Consider the following 18,442-nt stretch of genomic DNA (forward strand, 5'->3'; position numbering starts at 1 on the left):
AATACACCAACCGAACTAACCGAAACGAACGACTATTAGCGGCGAATGTAGCCCACATTTAGGGTATGGCGCATACTGCTTCCGCAATACGCACAAATTGCCGGTAAGGGTACGGACTGTAACCCACCGGACCGCGGGGCAGTTTTAAGAAGCAGCCGGCCGCGTCGCGTTTTTCCTACCCCCCTTTCTCATGGCTATCGAATCAGTGAACCCCTACACCGGCCAGCGGCTGCGGCGCTTCCCGGCTTTTTCCTGGGCCAGGACCGAGCGCATTTTGGCCCAGGCCCACGGCGCGGCGGCCGCCTGGCGCGCCACTTCGTTTGCTGAGCGGGCGGCCGTGCTGCGCCGCACCGCCGCGCTGCTGCGCGAGCGCCAGGACGAGCTAGCCTACCTCATGGCCGTGGAAATGGGCAAACCCCTGCGCGACGGCCGCGCCGAAGCCCAGAAGTGCGCCACTTGCTGCGACTACTATGCCACCCACGCCGAAGGCTTTTTGGCCGATGAAGTGGTGCCAACCGATGCCGGCCGCAGCTTTATCAGCCACGCGCCGCTGGGCGTGGTGCTGGCCGTGATGCCCTGGAATTTCCCGCTGTGGCAGGTGGTGCGCTTTGCCGCGCCCGCTCTCATGGCCGGCAACGTGGGCCTGCTCAAGCACGCGGCCAACGTGCCGCAGTGCGCGCTGGCGCTGGAAAATATTTTTCACGATGCCGGCCTACCCCCTGCTGCGTTCCGCACGCTGCTCATCGAAGCGGAGCTGGTAGCGCCGCTGATTGCCGACGACCGGGTGCGGGCCGTGACGCTCACGGGCTCGGAGCGGGCGGGCGTGGCCGTGGGCACCGCCGCGGGCCGCGCCATCAAGAAAACGGTGCTGGAGCTGGGCGGCTCCGACGCGTTTATCGTGCTGGCCAGCGCCGACCTGCCGCTGGCCGCCCGCACCGCCGCCCAGGCCCGCATGCTAAATGCCGGCCAGAGCTGCATCGCGGCCAAGCGCTTTATCGTGGAAAAATCGGTGCAGCCCGAGTTCGTGCGGCTGCTAAAAGGCCACCTGGCGCAGCTGCGCTACGGCGACCCGCTCGCCGACACCACCGACTATGGCCCGCTGGCCCGCCCCGACCTGGCCGATGAGCTGAGCCGGCAGGTGGCCGACTCGGTGGCGCGCGGCGCGCGGGTGGCACTGGCCGGCGGGCAGCCCCGGCCCGGCAGCACGCGGTTTGACCCGATTATTCTCACCAATGTCAAAAAGGGCCAGCGCGCTTACACGGAAGAGTTTTTTGGGCCGGTGGCGCTGGTGCTCACCGCCCGCGACGCGGCCCACGCCGTGCGGCTGGCCAACGACTCGCCCTTTGGCTTGGGCGCGGCCGTTTGGACGCGCGACGCGGCCCAGGGCGAGGCAATGGCCCGCGAGCTGAACTGCGGGGCCGTGTTCGTCAACGGCCTGGTGAAGTCGATGCCCGAGCTGCCCTTCGGCGGGGTCAAAAAATCGGGCTACGGCCGCGAGCTGTCGTATCTGGGCATTCGCGAGTTCGTGAATCAGAAGTCGATTTGGATTGCCAGGGCCGCGCAGTCCGAACCGAGCCTGTGAGCAGCACCGCCGCGCCGGCGGGGGGTAGGGCGGCCAGGGTCACGGACGGCGAAATTCAGACCCACCAGCCACGAGGTGGGCGAAAGCAGGAAGCACATCGTCTGGGGTAGGGTGCGGGGCTTGCCCCCGCACCCTACCCCAACTCAAACGCCCGCAACCGCGCCAATTGCGCCACTACCTCGCTTTCCTCCGTCAGCGCGTCGCACTCCAGCAGGCGGCCCTGGCAGTAGCTGACGAAGAAGGGCGCGACGCGCTCCTTCATCAGTTGCTGGGCCACCGGGTTCTGGTCCGAGTCGAGGCGCACGAAGAGGATGCCCGCGTTGTCGGGCGCGTCCACGAACTTGGCGAAGGGCGGGGCCAGCGCGGCGCACGCGGCGCAGTTGTCCGATGTGAACTTGGCGAACACCTTCAGGTGCTCGTGGATGAGGCGGCGCAGTTGCTCGTCATCGGCATCTACGACGGGCTGGCGGGCTTCTATGGTCATACTTAATGCAGAAGGGGGGGTAGGGAATCAGCGGCTGAAACCAGCCGCCCGGCCCAAAGGTTCGGCCCGCCGCGCTACTTCTTGCGGTTCAGCATTAGCTGGCGAATATACTTCACTGGCGCGCTGCCGTAGCTCAGGAATTGCTCGTTGAAGTTCTTGAGATTAAACTTGCTACCCTCCTTTTGCTTCACCTCTTCGCGCAGGGCCATAATCTCGGTGTAGCCCGTGAAATACGAGCTGAGCTGCACCTGGCTCAGCGTGGCGCGGTGCCACTTGTTGCGGGCCTCGGCCTCCTCCTGGAAGCCCGCGCCGGTGAGCAGCTGCACCACGTCGGCCTCGCTGGCATTTTGGGTTTGGATGAGGTTGTCGGCCACCGCGTTCAGGGTCGAGCGCATGTTCCACTTGTCCCACAGCAGCCACAGCTCATCGGAGTTGTTGCCGTAGCCGCTTTCCAGCATCATGCGCTCCGCGTACACGGCCCAGCCCTCAATCATGGCCCCGTTGCCGAAGATGCTCTTCACCAGCGAGGGCGAGCGGTTGGCGTACACGAGCTGCGTGTAGTGGCCCGGAATGGCCTCGTGGATATTGAGAATCTGCAAGGTGTAGTCGTTGTACTCGCGCAGGTAGCTCTCGGCCTGGGCCGCGGTCCAGGTGGGGGGTAGGGGCTCCACGTTGTAGTAAGTGTTGGCCTTGGTATCGTAGGGGCCGGGCGCGCTCACGCTGGCCCCCGCGCCGCTGCCGCGCATGTAGCCCGGCGTTTCGCGCACCACCAGCGGCTTGCTGGGGTCCTGGGTTAGCAGCTGGTGGTCGTTCACGAATTTGATGAGGGTCGGAATCTGGCGCTTCACCGCGTCCACGAAGCCGTCGCGCGGGGCGTGCTTCAGCGTCAGTTGGTCAATGACTTGCCGGATGAGCCGCATCGTGTCGGTCGGCATCGTTTGGCCGGCGCAATACTTGGGGAAGAGCCGCGCCGCCCGCCGGCCCATGTCGTGCAGCAGCTCGGCTTTGTGCTTTTGGGCCAGCTCAAACACCTGGTCGGCGGAGTAGCTGGACTGAATATCGAGGGCAAATTTTCTATCGAATAATGCTTTGCCAATGCGGAACGAGCGAAAGTCTTTCCCCCCCGCCAGCACGTCCTTCTGCAAAAAATCGAGGTAGCCGCGCACGGCCTGCTGCGCCCCCGCGATGCGCGTGCTGGCCAGCCGCTTTTCATCGGCGCTCAGGGTGGACTTCCGCACCGAGTCGGCCAGCGTGCCGAACACGGCCAGGCCGCCTTCATTCTGCTTCACGGCCAATTCCGTGTGCTCGCGGGTGGGCCGCGCGATGTTGGCCCGCGCCGCCTGGTAGTACGCCTGCGCCCCGGTTATTTTATCCGAAATGTTGCGCAGGCGGCGGTCGAGGGGGTAGTAGCGGCCATTGAGCAAGTCGCCCACGCTGGCCCCCAGGTTGTAGCTGGCCGGGTTCCACTGCCAGTTCTGGAGCGTGTCGGCGTACCAGCGCTCCGAGCGCAGCTCATTCGTAAGCAAACGCAGGTCAATCTGGTTGCCGGGCGACAGGCTATCCAGCCCAAAGCCGCCCAGCGCGCCCAGATTGCGGGCCACGAACGCGGCATCGCTGCGCCGCTGCGCCTCGTTGGGAATCACCAGCAGCGAGTCGTATTTGTGAAAGCCCACCGACGACGCATACTCCGGGTTCTGCCGCCAGAAATCCTGGATGAACTGCCGCTTGAAGCGGTCGAAGCGCGCATCGGCGGCGGGGGCGGCGGTTTTGGAGTCGGGGCTGGTGCAGGCGGGGAGGGCCAGGGCCAGCAGGGGGAGGTAGCGGAGCTTCATGGGGGATGGGGATGGGAATCGTGAACGATGGGCGGTGTAGGGTGCGGGGCTTGCCCCCGCCCGTCGTTGCACGATAACGGCGGGTGTCGTTGAACGATGACGGTGGGCCGAATAAACGACAATAATCCGTTACTTGCGCCCGATACGTTGTTCAACACCGCCCGCCGTCATCGTTCAACGACGGGCGGGGGCAAGCCCCGCACCCTACTTCGTTTTATGGACCGCCGCAGCATTCGCTACGAGGGCTTTGATTATAGCATGGCAGGTTATTATGCCCTCACACTTTGCGCCCGCGATAAAGCGCATCTGTTCGGGGTGCTGCCGCCTGACGAACCCTTGCAGCCTTCACCGTTGGGCGAGCTTATCTCGCACGAGCTGCTGGCTATCCCTATCCACTACCCCACCGTGCGGCTCGATACCTGGCTGCTAATGCCCAACCACCTGCACCTGATTTTGACGCTCACGCGCAACCAAGTGGTGGCGGTGAGCCAGGTAATGGGTAGCTTTAAATCGCGGTGCTACGGGCAGTGGCGGCGGGCGCAGCTGGCGGCCGGGCAGCCCGCGCCGCCTTCGTGCTGGCAGCGCAATTATTACGAGCGCATCGTGCGCGATGCGGCGGAGCTGGACGCGCACCGCCGCTATATCCTCGATAATCCCAGCCGCTGGAATCATTAATTAGCATTGTTCAACACCGGATGTAGGGTGCGGGGCTTGCCCCCGCCCGTCGTTGAACGATGCGTAATAGGTTCGTGCAACGACGGGCGGGGGCAAGCCCCGCACCCTACATCGCTCGTCGCTGAACGATTGGTGCTCGATTCGTTCAACGACGGGCGGGGGCAAGCCCCGCACCCTACTTTCGTTTATGCTTACGCTCTGCCCCGAAACCCCCACCCAAGCCCTCGACCTTGCCTTTCGCCGCCAAAAGCCTACCCGCGCCCAGCTCGACGACTTCCAGCTGGCCCGACAAACGCTGCTGGCCGCCATCAACCCCGACGAAAGCGAGGAGCACCTCAAGAAGCCGCTCATGGATTTTCTGGCCCACCCTGGCGTGCTGGGGCCGGATTATTACCTCAACGTGCGGAAGAAGCGCGACCTCGTGGTGCGGACCGGCCCCAAGGAGGCGGCCCCGGTGGGCGTGCTGCTGGAAGTGAAAAAGGCCGCCAACAAGGCCGAGATGGTGACGCCCCACGACCTCAACCGCAAGGCGTTTCACGAGCTGCTGCTGTACTACCTCCAGGACCGCGCCGACAAAACGGCCGACAACCTGCGCCGCCTCGTCATCACCAACGGCTACGAGTGGTTCGTGTTTGATGCCCTGGATTTTGACCGCCTCTTCTGGCGCAACACCGCCCTCAAAAACGACTTCCTAGCCTGGGCGGGGGGTAAGAAGGACAGCAAAAAGGCCAGCCACACCACCGACTACTTCTACCAGGAAATTGCCTACCCCTGCCTGGCGGGCCTGGCGGCCGAGCTGCCCTTTGCCTACCTCGACCTGCGCACGGAGCCCGCTACCGAGCGCGACCGCATTACGCTGGCCAAGCTCTTTCAGGCTCCGCATTTGCTCAAAGCGCCCTTTGCCCAGGATGCCAACACCCTCAACCGGGCTTTTTACGAGGAATTGCTCTACCTCATTGGCCTGGAGGAGGTGCCCGAGAAGGGCCGCAAGCTCATTAAGCGGGTGGCCCCGGCCGAGCGCGAGCACGCCGGCTCGCTGCTGCGCAATACCCTGGACGTGCTGCGTGGCGAGGACCTGCTGGCCAACCTGCCCGCCGCCGAGCGCACCCCCTACGGCGACACCCCCGCCGACCAGCTCTTCGGCGTGGCCCTGGAGCTGTGCCTTACCTGGATAAACCGCCTCCTGTTTCTGAAGCTGCTGGAGGGCCAGCTGCGCCGCTACCACGCCAGCGGCAACCCGGCCGCCCTCACCGACAAGTTTCGCTTTCTTACCCCCGAGCTGCTGCCCGACTTTACGGCCCTCAACGACCTGTTCTTTCAGGTGCTCAACACGCCCGCCGACCAGCGCACCCCCGCCGTGCAGGCCGCCTACGCCCACCTGCCCTACCTCAACTCGTCGCTCTACGAGCCCAGCGAGCTGGAGCGCCGCACCACCCGCATCCGGGGCCTCAACAGCGCCCGCACCCTACCCCTCTACCGCAAGTCGGTGCTGCCGGCCCAGGCGCAGCCGCCCGCCACGCTGGCGTATCTGCTGCGCTTTCTCGATGCCTACGACTTTGCTTCCGAGGGCGACGAGCAGGTGCAGGAAACCCACAAGCCGCTGATTTCGGCGGCCGTGCTGGGCCTCATCTTCGAGAAGCTCAATGGCTACCAGGACGGCTCCTTCTACACCCCCGGCTTCATCACCATGTACATGGCCCGCCACACCCTGCGCCGGGCCGTGGTGCAGCACTTCAACCGCCGCTCCGGCTACGGGGCCGCCGACGTGGCGGCTCTGGCCGACGCCCTACCCCCCCACAGCCGGGTGGCCGACAGTGCCTACTTCAACACCCTCACTGTGCTGGACCCCGCCGTGGGCAGCGGCCACTTCCTGGTGAGCGCCCTCAACGAGCTGCTCGCCATAAAGGCCGAGCTGGGCCTGCTGCTGGATGAGGACACCGGCAAGCGCCTGCGCTACCGCCTCACCGTGGCCCGCGATGAGCTGGTGGTGGTGCACGAAGACGATGACCCCCACGACCCTAACGCCCTCTTTCAGTACCGCGCCCGCCTCGACCCGGCCACCGGCCTGCGCACCGTGGCCCCGGCCCACACGGCCTTGCAGCGCGCCCTGTTTCAGGAGAAGCGCCACCTCATCGAGCACGCCCTGTTTGGGGTCGACCTCAACCCCAACTCGGTCCGCATCTGCCGGCTGCGCCTCTGGATTGAGCTGCTCAAGCACGCCTACTACCTGCCCGAAACCGGGTTTGCCCAGCTCGAAACCCTGCCCAACCTCGACCTCAACATCAAAGCCGGCAACTCGCTGCTCGCCCGCTTCGACCTCGGGGCCGACCTCTCCGACGTGTTCCGGCAAAGCAGGTTCACGCTCGCTACCTACCGCGATGCCGTGCACGCCTACTTCAACACCCGCGACCGCGCCGCCAAGCAAGAGCTGCAAAAGTTTCTGGGCCAAATCAAGGAGCAGTTCACCCAGGCCCTGCACAAGCGCGACCCCCTGCGCGAAAAGCTGCGCCGCGCCCGCAACGAGCGCACCGTGCTCGAAACCCAGGGCCAGCTGCTGCCCGAAACCCCCAAGCAGCGCGAAAGCCGCGACTTCGACATCCGCCGCCTCACGCTGCTGGTCGAGCAGTACGAAAAGGAGGTGGAGCGCTACGAGCAAGGCCAGCTCTACCGCCACGCCTTTGAGTGGCGCTTCGAGTTTCCCGAAGTGCTGGATGAGAAAGGCCAGTTTCGGGGCTTTGATGTGGTGATTGGCAACCCGCCGTATATCCGGCAGGAAGAAATAGGAGATTTAAAAAAGCACCTCAAAATCCGCTTCACCACATTCATCAGTACGGCTGACCTGTATGTGTATTTTATAGAATTAGGGGTTAGTTTAATTCGTCCAGAAGGAGAATTGTCATTTATTACTCCTAATAAATGGCTACGCTCTAATTATGGCTTACCGCTACGAAATTGGCTAGCAACTCAGCAGCTTACAGAACTTATAGATTTTGGTGATTTACCAGTTTTCCCAGAAGCTGCTACATATCCGTCTATTCTCACGGTACGACGTGACGCTCCAGTAGACACTTTCCGAACTGCTACTTTCTCAATCTTACCTGCACCTGCCAAGTTTGATGAAGAAGTAACCGCGTCTTTAATAGATTTTGATGTCTCTCGCTTAAATACAGAAGGCTGGAATTTAGGTAGAGCTGACCAGCATCTATTGCTTGAGAAAATTCGCGCTTCTGGAACACCTCTAGAGCAGTACGTAAAGGAAAGAATTTATAGAGGCATTTTAACCGGACTAAATCCAGCATTTGTTATCGACAAGACAGTATACAATGAAATATTAACTGCTGACAAAAACTCCGCTCAACTCTTAAAACCCTTCTTAGCTGGCCGAGAAATCAAAAGATACAGACAAGCTCATGCTGACAAGTATCTTATACTAATTCCTAGCGGCTGGACTCGTTTTGCCTTGGGTTGGCAACAAGATGCGAAAGGCCGTTGGCATTCACCTATTCAGGAAAACTATCCTACCCCTTGGGACGCCTTGCGAACAGCCTATCCAGCTATTGCCGCTCATCTCCTACCCTTTGCAGAACGAGCCGAAGCACGTCATGACAAAGGACACTTCTGGTGGGAATTAAGGTCTTGCGATTATTATGTAGATTTTGAGAAACCTAAAATACTGTTAGCAGAAATTGCGGCTAACAATGAGTTCACTATTGATACGCAGGGATTGTATGCTGACACAACTGCCTTTTTTATTGATTCTGATTCTCTCTTTTTACTAGGATTATTAAATTCAAAGACAACTCTTTTCTTCGTTAAACAAACAGGTTCAGAAATAAGAGGTGGTTTTTCAAGATGGAAAAGGCAGTATCTAAATCCTATCCCCATCCCCCACGCCACGCCCGAGCAGCAAGCCGAAATCGCGGCCCTGGTCGAGCAGGTGCTAGCCGCCAAAGCCGCCGGCGCGCCCACCGCCCCCCTCGAAGCCGCCATTGATGCCCTGGTAGCCGCCCGCTACGGCCTCACCCCCGCCGAGGTGGCCCAGCTGTAGGGTGCGGGGCTTGCCCCCGCCCGTCGTTGAACGATGGGCAACGGGTTCGTTCAACGACGGGCGGGGGCAAGCCCCGCACCCTACTTCGGCCTCATGGCAGTCGTCCGGGGTGCGTGCGCGGTCGTCCGGGGGGTGTGCGCGGTCGTCCGGGGTGCGTGCGCGGTCGTCCGGGGGGTGTGCGCGGTCGTCCGGGGTGCGTGCGCGGTCGTCCGGGGTGCGTGCGCGGTCGTCCGGGGTGCGTGCGCGGTCGTTTGGGGTCGTGCGCAATCGTCCGGGGGATAGTCGCGGTTATTCGGGGTGCGTGCGCGGTCGTCCGGGGTGCGCGGTCGTTCGTTCGGGGGATAGTCGCGGTCGTCCGGGGTGCGTGCGCGGTCGTTCGGGGTATAGTCGCGGTCGTTCGGGTATTTGGTGTTAGTTTCACGCTTTCTTCATTTTTTCCTCTCCCATGCTGACTGCCAACCAAGACAATCGCCTCACCGCCGCCGAAAACCTACTCGCCGCCCTGCGGCAAGACCCTACCCCCTACGCTACTGATAAGGCCCTGCAAACCGGCATCGCCCGCCTGGCCGAAATCATCGCCGACATGCAGCCCCTGCGCCAGCAGGCCCAGCGCAGCAGCGCCACCCGCGTGGCCGGCCAGCCCTCCGACAAGCAGCAGGCCCGCCAGCACCTGACCCAGGTGGCGGGCGAAGTGGCCGGCGATGTCTTCGCCTACGCCTCGGAGCAGCACAACGCTACCCTGCAAGCCGTGGCCGATTACAGCCAGAGCGACCTGGCCAAGCTGCGCGGCTCGCGCCTCACCGACGCGGCCACCGCCCTCTACCAGGCCACCCAGGATGCGGCGTATAAAAAGGCGCTGCAAGCCACCTACGCCCTCACCGATGCCCGCCTGCAAGAGCTGCAAGACGCCCTGGCCGCCTTCCACGACCTCAAAACCGAGCCCCGCCAGGCCGTCATCGCCGGCAAAACGGCCCGCGCCAGCCTGCGCGTCGAGTTTTCGGAGCTAAGCACCTTGCTGCAAGACCGCCTGATGCGCCTGCTGCGCAAGTATGAGCGCCAGGCCCCCGCCTTTTATGCCCGCGTGGTGGCGGCGCGCCAGGTGGTGGACCGGCCGGGCTCGGTAACGAGTGCGCCGGTCGGGGCTTTGTGATAACGGCGCGGGCGTTCACCCCACCCCCTAGCCCCCTCCCCTTCGGGAGAGGGGGAACTAGTTCTAGCTCTAATTCTAGAAACTAGTACTAGAGCTAGTTCCCCCTCTCCCGAAGGGGAGGGGGCTAGGGGGTGGGGTCACGCGGAGGGCGACCCGCTGCGCCGCTAGAACGTAACAACTCTACCCCTACCCCCCGAGCCGCTGCCCAGGTAGTGGCTCTTTTTTTGTGGAGACGCGTAAGCCCATTTCGCTTACTTCCGCGCCCGCTGCTTCCGATGAACCTCCTTGCCACCTTCCGGCCCTTGCTGCTGGGCCTGGGCCTGCTGCTGCCCACCCTGCTGCACGCCCAAACGACCACGACCACAGCCACCGCGCCGGCCCCTACCCCCCCTCGCCCGGCCGACGAGACCACCGCGCAGGCCCAGGCCACGGTGCTGCTCCTGACGCGGCGCGTGGACAGCCTGCGCCTGGCCTACCGCCAGCAGCAGCGCCTGTATAGCGACCTGGGCGGCAAGTTCACGAGCTTTCTGGCGGGGCAGCAGCTGAGCCGCAGCACCCGCTTCGCGCTGGCCAAGGGCAACGTGCGGGCCACCGCCGACCTGCTGCTGGTGTGCCACAGCCGCCTCGCGCAGCTGCGCGCCCTCACCCAGGCCCTGCGCAATGCCAACGAGCAGGCGGCCCTCAGCTCGCCCACCGACAGCAACCCGCTGGGCATTTCGCTGGTCGAATACACCAAAACGCTCGTCACCAACAAGGCCGTGGACAAGAGCAAGGGCCGCCGCCTCGTGGACCTGGCTGCGCACCTCAGCCAGAGCTCCTACGTGACGGCGCTGCCCACCGTGGGGCCGATGCTGAACGCCGTGGGCGAGCTGCTGAGCAGCGTGCGCGCCAGCAGCCTGAGCAGCGACGGCTTCACGGCCGCCCAGGTCAGAATTATTGAGGATGGCCTGCGCCCTACCGTCCATTTTTTCGCGGCCCTCGACGCGGCGCGGGCCGACAACCAGGCCTCGCTGCTGACGCTGGATAACGAGCTGCTGGTGCTTCAGCACCAGCTCAGCCAGCTCTACCGGCCCTACGTGCAGCTGGTGGCTTACCAGGAGGATATCGGGGCTTATTACACGGCCCCGTCGCCCGGCCAGTCGGCCACCAATACGTTGGACGTAAGCAATATCAGCCGCATGAGCAACTACGTGGCGAGGCAGCTCAACGCGCGCTTCACCTCGCTCGACCAGTCGTTTGCCCGCGCCCAGAACCAGGGCGACATCCTGGACCCCGACGGCTACCTCACGCCGGCCAACAATTCGGCCGAGGCCGCCGTGCAGCTGGCCGCCCAGCTCCAGAGCCTCACCGACCGCCTGCCCGTTATCACCACTCAGTACAGCGCCGCCATTCGGGCGGCCATCGCGCAGGGCCAGCAAGATGGCCTCATCAAAAGCGACCGCGCCAACAAAGTAATTGCCGACGAAACCGCCCGCGCCAAAGCCGCCGCCGAAACCTACCAGCAGGCCCGCGCGTCCGAGCGCTTCGGCGAGATTCTGGGCAACGTGAAGCCGCTGTTCAAGCTTTATTAGGTAGGTGGTCAAAAGCCATTGAGCAAAGAGAACGTCATTTCGAGCTTGCCGAGGAATCTCGCTCGCATCATAGGATGCTACCCAAACGGGGCGGGCGAGATTCCTCGGCAAGCTCGGAATGACGTTCTTTTATTACCTGAGCACTTCCTCAACAGCGTACCTGAGGGGGGTAGGGAGCCGGAAATAAACCGCGGCGGGCGTGGCGGCCGGGGGCGGCGGCCCGTATAGCCGGGCAGCATTAACCCTTCTTGCCATGTCCGCTACTTCTGAGCTTACCTTGAACATTCCTGCTGCTACCAAACCCCGCGTGGTGGTGGTCGGGGGCGGCTTCGGGGCCGTTAATTTTGTGCAGAGCCTGCCCGGCGACCAATACCAGGTCGTGATGCTGAGCAAGACCAATTACTTCGGGTTCTGGCCGCTGCTCTATCAGGTGGCCACGTCGGGGTTGGAGTCGGAATCCATCGGCGAGCCGCTGCGCCAGCTCTTTGACGGGCACCAGGACTTTCACTTCCGCAGCGTGGGCGTGAACAGCCTCGACCCGGACCAGAAACTGGTGCATACGGCCGTGGGCGACCTGCCTTATGACTACCTGGTGCTGGCCACGGGCACCAAATCCAATTATTTTGGCAACGCGGAGATTGAGAAAAACGCTTTTCCGCTCAAGGACATCGGCCAGGCCGTGGACCTGCGCAACCAGCTGCTGCGCAGCTTCGAGCTGGCCAACCTGACCCAGGACCCGGCCGAGCGCCAGCGCCTGCTCAACTTCGTGATTGCCGGGGCCGGCCCCACGGGCGTGGAGCTGTCGGCCTCGCTGGCCCAGATGCGGGCGCACATTTTGCCCGAAGACTACCCCGACCTGGACATCACGAAGATGAACATTTACCTGGTGGAAGGCGAGGGCCGGGTGTTGCCGCCCATGTCGGACTACGCCGGCGAGCACGCCCTGGCGTACCTGAAGGAGCTGGGCGTGGAGGTCAAGCTCAATCAATTGGTGGCCGCTTACGACGGGCAGACGGTGAAGCTCAAGGCCGGCGAGGCCATCGAAACCCACACCCTGATTTGGGCGACCGGCGTCACGGGCAACCTCATTCCGGGCCTGCCCGATGACCGCGTGGAGCACAACCGCTACCTGGTGAACCAGTTCAACATGGTGAAGGGCTACCAGAACGTGTTTGCCATCGGCGACATCGCGATGATGAAAAGCAAGGACTACCCCAAGGGCCACCCCCAGGTGGCGCCGCCCGCCATGCAGCAGGGCACGCACCTGGCCCAGAACCTGGCCCGCGAGCGCCGGTCGGAAGTCTGGGTGCCGTTTTCGTATTGGGATAAGGGGATGCTGGCCATCGTGGGCCGGGGCCGCGCCGTGGCCGACCTGCCGGGCGGCCTCCACCTGGGCGGCCTGCCGGCCTGGATTACCTGGCTCACGGTGCATATTTTCTACTTATCAGGCTTCCGCAACAAGGTGGTAGTGATGGCCAACTGGGCCTACCGGTTTTTCACGCATCAGCGCGGCACCCGCGTGATTATCGAAACCAACAGCGCGCGCGGGGTAGGAAGGAGTTGAGAGTTAAGAGTTAAAAAGAACGTCATGCTGAGCCTGTCGAAGCATCTCCACCGCGCAAGTAAACTCAACGTCAGGAGTTAGTTACGCGGTAGAGATGCTTCGACAGGCTCAGCATGACGTTCTTTTTAACTCTTAACTCTTAACTTTTAACTCTCAACCCTCAACTCTATGCGTTTCCCCCTCGGCCTGCTGGCCGCTTTCGGGCTGCTGGCCTGCTCTTCTTCGCCTCCGGCGAATACGACCACGGCCGCCGCGCCTCCGGCGAATACGACCACGGCCGCCGCGCCACCGGCGCAAACCCCCGCCAGCGCCTTCCCCGAAACCTTCGAGACGGGCCGCAAAGGCGCTTACGAAACCGCCGACGAGCAGCTGGCTACTGGCCCCTGGCTCTTTACGAATGCCTTAATCGGCAGCACCGAGCAAGACCATAAAGACGGCGCGCACGCCGCCCGCCTGCGGGCCGGCGGCAAGCTCACGATGCAGTTCGACGCGCCGGCCGGGGTGCGCAGAATTAGCCTGCTCGCGGCTGCCTACGGCCAGGACGGCCCCAGCACCTGGGAGTTGTGGGTGAGCCGCGACCACGGCAGCACCTGGCAGCGCAACGGCCAGCCCCAAACCACGAGCGGCCCCACCCTGCGCCCGGCCACGTTTGAGGGGGTAGCCGCCGAACCCCTGCGCCTGGAAATCCGCAAGACGGACGCGGGCAAGGGCCGCCTGAACCTGGACGACATCAGCCTCGAAACGGCCGGCGGGCCGGTGGTGGCCGCGCCCACCCCTACCCCCCCCGCCCCGGCCAATGACTACTTCAAGAACCGGAATAACCCGACGACCAGGAACCGGGAACGAGGAACCAGGAACCAGGAACCGATAACCAGCAGCCAGCAATCAGGCACCGCCGACAACTTATTGCTCGGCAACCCCAGCGGCGCGACTTCGGACCCCGGCAACCCGACCAATTACCTCTATATCCACCCGCAATACACGACGGGCTACAACGCCCAGCGCGGCATCCCGGTCTGGACGAGCTGGCACGTGGGCCGCGGCGACCTCACCAAGAACGCGCCCCGCCAGAACGACTTTCGCCCCGACCCCGGCCTACCCCGGCAGTTTTACCAGGTGACGCCCCAGAGCTACACCGGCTCGGGCTTCGACAAGGGCCACAACTGCCCCAGCGGCGACCGCACGTCCTCGCTGGATGATAATTCGGCCACCTTCCTCATGAGCAACATGGTGCCCCAGGCCCCCCAGAACAACCAGCAAACCTGGGCGCACCTCGAAGAATACACCCGCGCCCAGGTCGAAAACGGCCAGGAAGCCTACGTGATAATGGGCAGCTACGGCCGCGGCGGCACCGGCAAAAACGGCCCCGCCAGCACCCTCGACCAAGGCCGCGTGTCGGTGCCGGCCCGCATCTGGAAGGTAGTAGTCTTCCTGCCCGAAGGCGACAATGACCTCCAGCGCATCATCGCCGGCCAGGCCCGCATCGTCGCCATCGACACGCCCAACGACAACAGCATCAATCCGCAGTGGACGCAGTACCTGACTTCGGTGGATAAGATTGAAGCCGCCTCGGGCCTGGATATTCTCAGCGCCCTACCCCCCGCTACGCAGGCCACGCTGCAACGCGTGGTGGATAGCGGCCGGGCGCGCTAGGACATTAGGGAGCCGCCGCAAACAGCTTAGCTAAAATGCGGCTATCCACTTGCACGCCGAAGAAAAATCCCACTCCAACACTCGTATAGAGCTTGTTGGGAAGCTTACCCGTGAATCTGGATTCCCCAAACGTGAAGTCGTGGTAATCAATACCGAGTATTCTTTGGCGGCTGGCAATATCTGCCCCCGCTACCACCGAGCCACCGATTGCGAAATCGTATTGCAGACCCAGGTAAAGGTTTTGAAAATTCTTGGTGCTCGACGCGATTGTCGTGCCTACCACAATGCCCGCCCGGTCCCGAAAACGCCAACTAGGCATCAGCAAACTGTTCCTCCCCCACGGATATAAAGTAGCCATCAGGGTCAGCGTCACCTTGCCAGTCGCATTATCAGCTATCAGAGTAGAATCCTTGCTGGAGTTAACCAAGGGCACCGCGCGAATATTAGTCGGATTTTTGAGGGTAGAGTAAACGAACCCACTGCCAATGCTGGCGTGAATAGAATTTGCAATACTTATCGTGTGCGTAGCGAGCGGCGGGGTCATTCCATTGCGTTTTACCGTAAATACTACTTGCGTGGTATAAGGTCCGACAAGTGGAAAGTCAAGCCATTTTATTTTTATGTATATCTTCTTCTTATCAGCTTTTGTTAATTTGCCAAAGGCTGTGTCTATAGTAAAAATAGGTTTGTACTCACCATCTGCTTCAAACGAATAAGAGCTTGTATCTGACTCCTCAGTGAGTACGTGTAATTCGAAAAAGTTCTTATCAGTAGCCGTCGTTGGATATCCCTTAAGTAGCAGGCCTCCATCACTGAGCATGAACAAATGAATGGTGTTGGTTTTTTTATTGATAAAAATGTTTCTTTTTGGGTCTTCTTTTATGCCGTTCGTATTATCTGCTACATAATTCCTAACTGTCTGCTCAGCAGCCTCCCGCAAGGCCTGGCCATAGGCCATGCGGATGATTGAGCAGAGTATTACAAAGACGGCGCAGGAGCAGCGTGTTTTCATAAGTGCGCGAACTAGAATATTAGACCAAGCAGCCGGGGCGGGGCGTAGTTATTACTGCCTACCACGTGGCTTCGCTCACCCTCCTTCCTGTTGGACACTGCAAAGGTTCTTTGCTGCTGGCTTTAACGCATCAGTGCCAGCACTGAATTTGAGGAGCGCCCTGACCGCGCCTGCTACGTCCTACCCCTACCGCCCAAACCGCACCCCGAAAAAGTCGCCCTTGTTCCAGTTCGGCCGCCCTACCCCCTGCGCCACCTGGTAGCCGATAAGAAAGTTGAGGCGCACGTATTGCGCGCCCGCTGCCCAGTCGAACGTGCCGCCCTCGAAGTTATCCTGCGGCTTGTGGTAGGTGAGGGCGCGCCACTGCTGCACGGTTTCGCTGAGGTTGTTCTTCCCGTCGGCGGTCCGGTTGCCGTATTTGAGGTGCAGCGCCGGCACGCCCTGCATCACGAAGCTGTACTGGTCGCTGCGGATAAAGCGGTTCTGCGCCAGCTCGGGGTCGGGCTCGATGCTGATTTTCAGGTAGTCGGCGGCCGTTTTCACTTCTTGCATCAGGGAAGAATGGTCGGCCCCGAGCGGCACCACGCTCAGCAGCGGCGCGATGAGCGTGGGCATGTCGGTGTTGATGTCGGCCACCAGCGCGCCCGGCGGCACAGTCGGAAACTTGGCAAAATAGGCCGAGCCGAGCAGGCCCATTTCCTCGCCCGTCACCAGCACGAACAGGATGGAGCGCTTCGGCTTCACCTTCAAACTAGCGTAGAGCCGGCTGATTTCCAGCACGCTGGCCACGCCGGTAGCGTTGTCGTGCGCGCCGTTGTAAATCGAGTCGCCGTTGATGGCCGGCCCTACCCCCAGGTGGTCGAGGTGGGCGCTGTGCACCACATATTCGCCTTTCAGCTTGGGGTCCGAGCCGGTGATTTTACCCACCACGTTGTAGCTGTCCACGTCGTGGTAGCGGCTGGCGTAGCGGGCGCTCAGGCGGCCGGGCAGGGGTAGGGACGCGGGCTGGCCAGCTCGCAACGCACTCAGCACCTGCCCCGTATCGCGGGCCGCGCCGGCGAAGAACTGCTGCAAAGCCACCGCGCTAAGACTACCCACCAGTTGCGCCGAGCCCGCCGCGTAGCTCCTGGACACCGCCACCTGGCTCTCGGGGTTGAGCGCGCTCACGAGTCCCTTGGGAAACTCCGGCAGCTTGGTATCGGCGTGGGCGGCCAACAGCACGCCCGCCGCGCCGTGGCGGGCGGCGGTTTCGAGCACCGTGCGCAGGTCGGCGAAATACTGCCGCTCGTTGTCGGCAAACTGTCGGGCGCGCTGGCGCGTGACGACCACCACTTTGCCGCGAACATCGAGCCCGGCGTAGTCGTCATATTTCAGCTCCGGGGCCGAAATGCCGTAGCCGGCAAACACCAGCGGCGCATCGGCCACGCGCACTTCGGCCTGGCCCGGATTGGGGTAAAACGTAATCTCCGGCCCCACGGCCAGCGGCTGGGCCGCGCCGCCCGCTGGCTGGTAGCTGGCCGCCGCGCCTGCCTCCATGAAGGCGCGGCGCAGGCGCACGGCCTGGATGTAGGTGCCACGCTCGCCGGCCGGCGCTACCCCGTTCTTTTTGAGCTGGCTCACCACGTAGTCCACGGCCAGCTGGTAGCCGGGCGTGCCGGGCAGGCGGCCGCGCAGGCGGTCGTCGGCCAGGTAGCGCACGTGCGCTTCGAGCGCCGTGGGCTGCACGGTGGGTAGGACGGCCAGAGCGGCCGGGTCGATAGTTTGGGCCAGGCTAGCTTGGGCAAGTAGCAGGCCAGCGGCAAAAACAAATTTATTCATCAATCTCCTTTTCAACTGTTTACCACTCTCTAAATTGCTTTCACAAAGTAGCGCGAACTTTCCAGTTCGTGCGTGAGCGCCAGCGAGCATCGTCGTTCGCGCCGCGCGGTTCCGCCTGCTCGCTACGCTCGCGCACGAACTGGAAAGTTCGCGCTACTATGTTACGTCGCCGTCAGCACGGTTTTGAAGCCAGCCAGCCGGCCGGCCACGTCGCGGCCCAGGGCGTAGGCACGGATTTGCGTTCCCTTGCCCACGCGGTACACCTGCGTGCCATCCAGCTCCTGCTTCAGATACAACTGCAAGGCTTTGAAGCGGTTGGCAGTGGCCAGGCTGCCCGTCACGCCGTGGTCGGCGGTGTGGTTGCTCAGGAAGTCGGTCAGCTCCACCTTCGCGACGGGCGTGCCGGCGGGCTCGCCCAGCGCTTGCAGCAGCTGCGCGTTGGAGAGGTCGCCGGTGGGCGCGGCGTAGCTCACGGCCTGGAGCGGCGCGTCGGACTCGCTGATGAAATTCAGGCCCTGCGTCAGCTTTTGCAGCTGGGCCAGGGTGGCATCGTTGGGGTCGGCGGCGGGCGCGGCGGCGCGGGCATCGGGTGCAGCGTCGGGGGTAGGCAGGCCGCTACCCCCCGGCACCTGGGCGGCGATGGCAGTGGCCAGCGCGCGCATCCGGTCGTCGGGCACCTTGATTTTGGGGTTGGCGAAGTTCATGTCGCTCACCTTGTTCAGCGGAATGAGGTGGATGTGGGCGTGCGGCACTTCCAGGCCAATCACGGCCACGCCGACGCGCTGGCAGGGCACGGCCGCCCGCACGCCCTGGGCCACGCGCTGGGCAAACACGGTGAGCGCCGCCAGCGCCTGCGGCGTAAGGTCGAAAATGTAGTCAATCTCCTGCTTGGGAATGACCAGCGTGTGGCCCTCCACCAGCGGCGTAATATCGAGAAAAGCCAGGTGGTCGGCGTCTTCGGCAACTTTGAAGGCGGGCAGCTCGCCCGAAACGATGCGGGAAAAGATGGAAGGCATAAGCGGGTAGGATAAGCGTTAGCTTGCCGGAAGTGGC

At 62.9% G+C, this 18,442-nt stretch carries 11 protein-coding genes and 1 pseudogene; 7 read left to right on the forward strand and 5 right to left on the reverse strand.

Annotation, left to right across the window (positions count from 1 at the left end; genetic code table 11):
• Positions 1–190 precede the first annotated feature (190 nt).
• Positions 191–1,582 (forward strand): succinate-semialdehyde dehydrogenase, encoded by a 1,392-nt coding sequence (locus tag A0257_05390; protein AMR26593.1) that lies wholly within the window; start codon positions 191–193, stop codon positions 1,580–1,582.
• Between the two features lie 133 nt (positions 1,583–1,715).
• Here A0257_05390 and A0257_05395 read toward each other — a convergent pair whose 3' ends face one another.
• Together A0257_05395 and A0257_05400 are read right to left on the reverse strand one after the other, a co-directional pair.
• Positions 1,716–2,066 (reverse strand): hypothetical protein, encoded by a 351-nt coding sequence (locus tag A0257_05395; GenBank protein ID AMR26594.1) that lies wholly within the window; start codon positions 2,064–2,066, stop codon positions 1,716–1,718.
• Between the two features lie 74 nt (positions 2,067–2,140).
• The gene (locus A0257_05400) at positions 2,141–3,898 is read right to left on the reverse strand and encodes a hypothetical protein (GenBank protein AMR26595.1); all 1,758 of its coding nucleotides are present in this window, start codon (positions 3,896–3,898) and stop codon (positions 2,141–2,143) included.
• 216 nt (positions 3,899–4,114) lie between these two features.
• Between A0257_05400 and A0257_05405 the strand changes: the two genes are divergently transcribed.
• From A0257_05405 to A0257_05430, 6 genes are all read left to right on the forward strand, one after another.
• Positions 4,115–4,573 (forward strand): hypothetical protein, encoded by a 459-nt coding sequence (locus tag A0257_05405; GenBank protein ID AMR26596.1) that lies wholly within the window; start codon positions 4,115–4,117, stop codon positions 4,571–4,573.
• A 187-nt stretch (positions 4,574–4,760) separates the two neighbouring features.
• A complete protein-coding gene (locus A0257_05410) occupies positions 4,761–8,621 on the forward strand; it encodes a hypothetical protein (GenBank protein AMR26597.1) in 3,861 nt (1,286 codons plus the stop codon).
• Positions 8,622–9,066: 445 nt separating this feature from the next.
• Positions 9,067–9,771: a hypothetical protein gene (locus A0257_05415; protein ID AMR26598.1), complete on the forward strand. Its 705-nt coding sequence runs from the start codon at positions 9,067–9,069 to the stop codon at positions 9,769–9,771.
• Between the two features lie 275 nt (positions 9,772–10,046).
• Positions 10,047–11,342: a hypothetical protein gene (locus A0257_05420; protein AMR26599.1), complete on the forward strand. Its 1,296-nt coding sequence runs from the start codon at positions 10,047–10,049 to the stop codon at positions 11,340–11,342.
• Positions 11,343–11,595: 253 nt separating this feature from the next.
• Positions 11,596–12,906 (forward strand): NADH dehydrogenase, encoded by a 1,311-nt coding sequence (locus A0257_05425; GenBank protein ID AMR26600.1) that lies wholly within the window; start codon positions 11,596–11,598, stop codon positions 12,904–12,906.
• Between the two features lie 168 nt (positions 12,907–13,074).
• A complete protein-coding gene (locus tag A0257_05430; GenBank protein ID AMR26601.1) occupies positions 13,075–14,559 on the forward strand; it encodes a hypothetical protein in 1,485 nt (494 codons plus the stop codon).
• A 4-nt stretch (positions 14,560–14,563) separates the two neighbouring features.
• Here the strand turns inward: A0257_05430 and A0257_05435 are convergent, their stop codons facing one another.
• From A0257_05435 to A0257_05445, 3 genes and pseudogenes are all read right to left on the reverse strand, one after another.
• Positions 14,564–15,571, reverse strand: coding sequence for a hypothetical protein (locus tag A0257_05435; GenBank protein ID AMR26602.1), 1,008 nt, complete (start codon positions 15,569–15,571; stop codon positions 14,564–14,566).
• A gap of 186 nt (positions 15,572–15,757) precedes the next feature.
• Positions 15,758–17,389, reverse strand: coding sequence for a peptidase M28 (locus A0257_05440; protein ID AMR26603.1), 1,632 nt, complete (start codon positions 17,387–17,389; stop codon positions 15,758–15,760).
• Positions 17,390–18,021: 632 nt separating this feature from the next.
• A pseudogene (locus A0257_05445) lies at positions 18,022–18,405 on the reverse strand (HIT family hydrolase).
• Positions 18,406–18,442: the final 37 nt, after the last annotated feature.

The sequence above is a fragment of the Hymenobacter psoromatis genome, from assembly GCA_001596155.1.
Classification (GTDB): Bacteria; Bacteroidota; Bacteroidia; order Cytophagales; family Hymenobacteraceae; genus Hymenobacter.